The sequence below is a fragment of the Clostridium sp. genome, from assembly GCF_029267215.1.
Classification (GTDB): Bacteria; Bacillota; Clostridia; order Clostridiales; family Clostridiaceae; genus Sarcina.
Map to the genome: position 1 here is coordinate 1 of NZ_JARIDH010000018.1, position 6,288 is coordinate 6,288.

Annotated in this window: 1 protein-coding gene and 2 pseudogenes; 2 read left to right on the plus strand and 1 reads right to left on the minus strand. The window is 32.4% G+C overall.

What is annotated here, in order from left to right; all coding sequences use genetic code 11:
- Nucleotides 1-40: 40 nt before the first annotated feature.
- Nucleotides 41-3,559 carry a pyruvate:ferredoxin (flavodoxin) oxidoreductase gene (gene nifJ / locus Q1K13_RS01640; protein ID WP_300347188.1) on the plus strand — a complete coding sequence of 1,173 codons (3,519 nt, stop codon included), beginning with the start codon at nt 41-43 and terminating at the stop codon, nt 3,557-3,559.
- Between the two features lie 258 nt (nt 3,560-3,817).
- Here the strand turns inward: nifJ and Q1K13_RS01645 are convergent.
- A pseudogene (locus tag Q1K13_RS01645) lies at nt 3,818-5,381 on the minus strand (IS1182 family transposase).
- Between the two features lie 190 nt (nt 5,382-5,571).
- Here Q1K13_RS01645 and tnpA point away from each other — a divergent pair.
- Nucleotides 5,572-6,044, plus strand: a pseudogene (gene tnpA / locus Q1K13_RS01650) (IS200/IS605 family transposase).
- Nucleotides 6,045-6,288: the final 244 nt, after the last annotated feature.

Here is a 6,288-nt window from a genome sequence, read left to right on the forward strand (position 1 = left end):
TATCTACAAAATTAATGAAAGAGAGGTCATCTCAATGGCAATGAGAAAAATGAAAACTATGGATGGTAACACAGCTGCCGCTTATATATCATATGCGTTCACTGATGTTGCAGCAATATTCCCTATAACACCATCATCACCAATGGCAGAGTGGGTTGATGAAAATAGTGCAAGAGGATTAAAGAACATATTTGGTCAAACTGTAAAAGTAATGGAAATGCAATCAGAAGCAGGTGCTGCTGGGGCAGTTCACGGTTCATTACAAGCTGGAGCTTTAACAACTACTTACACAGCTTCACAAGGTTTATTATTAATGATACCAAACATGTACAAAATAGCTGGTGAATTATTACCATCAGTATTCCATGTATCAGCTAGAGCATTAGCTACTTCAGCATTAAACATCTTTGGAGATCACCAAGACGTTATGGCTGCAAGACAAACTGGATTCGCTATGTTAGCAGAAGGATCAGTTCAAGAGGTTATGGATTTATCAGCAGTTGCTCATTTAGCATCTCTTAAATCAAGAATACCTTTCGTAAACTTCTTCGATGGATTCAGAACATCACATGAAATACAAAAAGTTGAACTTTTACAATACGATGAATTAAAAGAATTAGTAGATATGGAAGCTGTAGAAGAGTTCAGAAGAAGAGCTCTTAACCCTAACAAGCCTGTTACAAGAGGTACAGCTCAAAACCCAGACATCTACTTCCAAGAAAGAGAAGCAGTAAACAAATTCTACGATGCAGTTCCAGAAATAGTTGAGAGCTACATGAAAGAAATCACTAAGTTAACTGGTAGAGAGTACAACTGCTTCGATTACTATGGAGCAGCAGATGCTGAAAGAGTTATCGTAGCTATGGGATCAGTTACTGACTTAATAGAAGAAACTGTAGACTACTTAAACGCTAAAGGAGAAAAAGTTGGTTTAATCAAAGTAAGATTATTCAGACCTTTCTCAAATGAAAGATTAATAAAAGCAATGCCAAAGACTGTTAAGAAAGTGGCTGTTTTAGATAGAACAAAAGAACCAGGTGCTGCAGGAGAACCTTTATACTTAGAAGTTAAAAATGCATTCTATGGATTAGAAAATGCTCCTGAAATAGTTGGTGGTAGATTCGGATTAGGATCAAAAGATACTATCCCTGCTCATATCATTGCTGTTTACGAAAACTTAAGCAAAGAAGAACCTAAAAATGGATTCACTTTAGCTATAGTTGATGATGTAACTAATACTTCATTAGAAGAACCAGCTGGAGCTCATGAAGTTGATACTACTCCAGAAGGAACTAAAGCTTGTAAGTTCTGGGGATTAGGATCAGACGGAACAGTTGGAGCTAACAAGAGTGCTATTAAAATTATCGGAGACCATACTGATATGTATGCTCAAGGATACTTTGCATATGACTCTAAAAAATCAGGTGGAGTTACAATCTCTCACTTAAGATTTGGTAAGAAACCAATAAAATCACCTTATTTAATAAACAAAGCTGATTTCGTTGCTTGTCACAACCAATCATATGTTAACAAATACTTCGTTTTAGATGGATTAAAGAAAAATGGAACATTCTTATTAAATACAATCTGGACTCCAGAAGAAGTTGCTGAGCATTTACCAGCAAACTATAAGAGATTCTTAGCTGAAAATAACATTAAATTCTATACTTTAAATGCTGTTAAAATAGCTCAAGAAGTTGGTTTAGGTGGAAGAATAAACATGATCATGCAATCAGCATTCTTCAAGCTAGCTAACATAATACCAGTTGAAGATGCAGTTAAATACTTAAAAGACGCTGTTGTAACTTCATACGGTAAAAAAGGTGAAAAAGTTGTTAATATGAACCATGCTGCTATAGATAAAGGAATAGATGCTATCGTTGAAATAAACGTTCCAGCAGAGTGGGCTAATGTTCAAGATGAAGTTGTTGAAGCTAAAGAAGTTCCAGCATTCATCAAAAATATAGTTGAACCAATGAACAGATTAGAAGGAGATAAGCTTCCTGTATCTGCATTCAATGGAATGGAAGATGGTACTTTTGAACCAGGTACTGCTGCTTATGAGAAGAGAGGAATTGGTATAAATATACCAGAATGGATAGCTGACAATTGTATCCAATGTAACCAATGTGCTTACGTTTGTCCTCACGCTACAATAAGACCATTCTTACTAACTGAGGAAGAAGCTAATAACGCTCCTGCTTCAACTAAATTAGTTGCTGCTAAAGCATTAAAAACTGAAGAACCAATGAAATTCACTATGGCTGTAAGCCCACTTGATTGTACTGGATGTGGAAACTGTGCTCAAGTTTGTCCTGCTAAGGAAAAAGCTTTAGTTATGAAACCACAACACACTCAAGCTGATCAAGAAGCTGCTTGGGATTACTGTATAGAGGAAGTATCACCTAAGAAAAATCCAATGAACAAAAACACAGTTAAAGGTAGCCAATTCGAACAACCATTATTCGAGTTCTCAGGAGCTTGTGCTGGATGTGGAGAAACTCCATATGCTAAGCTTATAACTCAATTATTTGGAGATAGAATGATGATAGCTAACGCTACTGGATGTTCATCAATCTGGGGTGGATCAGCTCCTTCAACTCCATACACAACTAATCATAGAGGACATGGACCAGCTTGGGCTAACTCATTATTTGAAGATAATGCTGAATTTGGTTTAGGTATGTTCTTAGGAGTTAAAGCTATAAGAGAAAGATTAGTAGATCTTGCTGGAAAAGCTATAGAAGCTGGTGTTAAAGTAGAAGCTAAAGAAGCTTTAGAAGCTTGGATAGCTGAAGTAGATAACGGAGAAGGATCAAGAGATAGAGCTGATGCTGTTATAGCTGCTTTAGAAGATGAAACTAATGAGTTCGCTAAAGAAATATTAAAAGACCAAGACTACTTAGTTAAGAGATCACAATGGATCTTTGGTGGAGACGGATGGGCTTACGATATCGGTTACGGTGGAGTTGACCACGTTTTAGCTAGTGGAGAAGATGTAAATATACTTGTTATGGATACAGAAATTTACTCAAATACTGGTGGTCAGGCTTCTAAGTCAACTCCAACTGCTGCTATTGCTAAGTTCGCTGCTGCAGGTAAGAGAACTAAGAAGAAAGATTTAGGAATGATGGCTATGAGTTACGGATATGTATATGTTGCTCAAATAGCTATGGGTGCTGATAAGAACCAAACTCTTAAAGCTATAGCTGAAGCTGAGGCATACAAAGGACCATCATTAATCATAGCTTATGCTCCATGTATCAGCCACGGATTAAAAATTGGTATGGGTAACTCTCAATTAGAAGAGAAAAAAGCTGTTGATTGCGGATACTGGGCTACTTACAGATACAATCCAATGTTAAAAGGAACTGATAAGAACCCATTCATATTAGATTCTAAAGAGCCAACTGCTGACTTTAGAGAATTCTTAATGGGAGAAGTTAGATATGCTGCTTTAGCAAAAGCATTCCCAGAAGCTGCTGAAGCTTTATTCGAGAAGACTGAAAGAGACGCTAAAGAAAGATTAGAAGGATACAAAAAACTTGCTGGAAAGTAAGAAGTGTTAAATTCTAATTAAGGTAGAATATAAATTAGATTGAAGTATAGAAGTATAATATTTAGAAGCTAGAGTTTTAATTCTAGCTTCTATTTTTGTATTAATGAATAGGGGGTGTATCAAAATGATTAAATTAATCATTTTGATTACACCTTCTTTTTTGACTATTGAATGAAATTTTTAACTAATTTTAATAAAAAAGGACATGAGAAATAGAAGAATGTGATCCTTGTTCTAAATTATGGTGTTTAGATGGTTTTAATCTATATTTTTTAAATGTAGTAATTGCCCGTTACGCTTTTCAAGCGTTTTACGATGTAATTTATTTATGTTATACCCAAAAGCAATTAAGAGAAATTCTATTATGATATTTTTACTTCCCATCATCAAAAATCTTCTGAAGCTATAATCTTGTTTTATAATTCCAAAAGAACCTTCTACTTGTATAGATCTATTCTTTCTTAATAAAATTCCTTTATCTGTTTTTAGATTTTTTAGTGATTTTTCTCTTAAATACATAAATTTTTTTGAGACAGTAATTTTTTTATTTTCTTTGGCTTTTGTACAGTTTGATTTGTGTTCACAACCTTCACATGATTCACATTCATATACGGTTACTTCCGACTTATATCCAGATTTAGATTTTTTATTAATCATACCTTTAACATTCAGTTTTTTACCATTGGTACAAATATAACAATCCTCATCACTTAAATAAATCATATTTTCTTTTTTTTAATGTTATTCTTAAATTTTTTAGTTTTTGATTTTTCATAATTTTGTGGTTTTATGTATGCTTCATAATTATTATTTTGTAGGTACAAATAGTTTTCTTCACTTTCGTAGCCAGCATCAGCTGTAACGGATTGATATTGAGTATTTAAATTTGATTTTAACTTATCTAAAAATGGGATTAAAGTTAATTGATTTGAGCGTTCACTTGATATGTCAACTCCGACAATATATTCACCTTCAACACCAATTTGAATAGTATAACCTGGTTTAAGCTGCCAATTTTTCATAGGATCTTCTTTCATATACACAAAAGTTGCATCTTTATCTGTTTTTGAAAAGCTATTTCTTCCATTAAAGATTTCATTGTAATTATCATATTTACTTTGTTTTTCTATGAAATCTTCTAATTCTTCAGTATATTTTTGAATTTTGCTCTTTCTTTTTCCTTTTCCATAAACAAACTCTAAATCAGAATTCTTTTTTTATAAAATAATATAAGTTAGCAATTTATTAGCCTCTGATATAGATCTCTTCTTTTCATTATGAAAATTAATATTTAAGTCTTTATTAATATTTTCAATTAGTTTCTTAACTTTAATTTGTAATCTCTCTTCAAATTTGTTTATAGATTTCTTTCAAACAAAAGTATATCAGTTTGCATTAGCTTCGATTTTTGTTCCATCAATAAATAGATTTTCAAATTTAATCTCATCTTTTTCATTTAACTTTAAAACCAGTTGCTTAAATAAATCTTACAAACAATCTTTCATTCTAGAACTTTTAAATCTAGCTATAGTATTATGTGACGGAACCTTTTGCCCTTGCAAAAGCCAACGAAAATTCACATCTCTTGTACAAGCCTCTTTAAGATCTCTACTCGAAAAAATTTTTTCATATATCCATATACAACTATTCTAAATAATGTTTTCGTGTCGATTGCTGAATTTCTACCTAGAGTAGAGTAGTTTCTATACAATTTTTTATAATTTAATCCCTCCGTAACTTCATATAGCAATCTCACTGAATCATCTTTAGGAATAATAATTTCTAAATTAATTGGTAATACTATTTGATGAATATTTTTCATAATAATAGTATACGCAAAAAGGTGGATTCAAATTTATGAATCCACCTTTTTCACGACTAATATCGAAATTTATTTTGATACAGCCTCTTCTAAAAAGCTTATAGCTATGAGTAGAAAAAAATAAAACCTCCGATTTAAAATAATAGTAGGTTTGCCGACCAAAACTTAATTTTACAAGGAGGTGTCCGAAATGGACAATAGTAGCTTAGCACATAGCAAGTGGAATTGCAAATACCATATAGTTTTTGCAACAAAGTATAGAAGACAAATAATTTATGGGAAAATAAAATCAGATATAGGAGCAACATTAAGAAAGTTATGTGATCAAAAAGGAGTAGAAATAATAGAAGCAAATGAATGTGAAGATCATATACATATGCTTGTAAGTATTCCAGCAAAACTAAGTGTTTTTTAATTTATGGGATATTTGTGAAAGGAAAAAGTTCTTTGATGATTTTTGATAAACATGCCAACTTAAAATATAAGTGTTGGAATAGACAATTTTGGTGCAAATGGTATTATGTTGATACAGTTGGAAGAAATAAAAAGGCGATAGAAGAATATATTAAAAATCAAATACAGGAAGATATAGCATATGAACAAATAGGTTTAAAAGAGTATATTGACCCGTTTACGGGTGAGCCGCTAAAGAAAAACAAATAAGAAAAAAACATTTAAGGGGTAGTTAGTGAAAAAAATGCGGTTGGCAGACCGTTCAAAGTGCGAGTAGCACAGCCAGTAACATGTGGTGTTAGTATAAAATAGTGGACACGTTTTATCGAACTAGGTAAAATAATACTTAGTTAGAGAAAGGAAGTGTTTCTACTGTGGGTAGAGGTAAAAAATATACAGAAGATTACAAGGAAATGATATCAGATTTATATAAGTCCGGAATGACAATTTCTGA

Coding starts and splice junctions, on each gene's coding strand:
- nifJ (WP_300347188.1), top strand. CDS start 41: ATGAGAAAAATGAAAACTATGGATGGTAACACAGCTGCCGCTTATATA.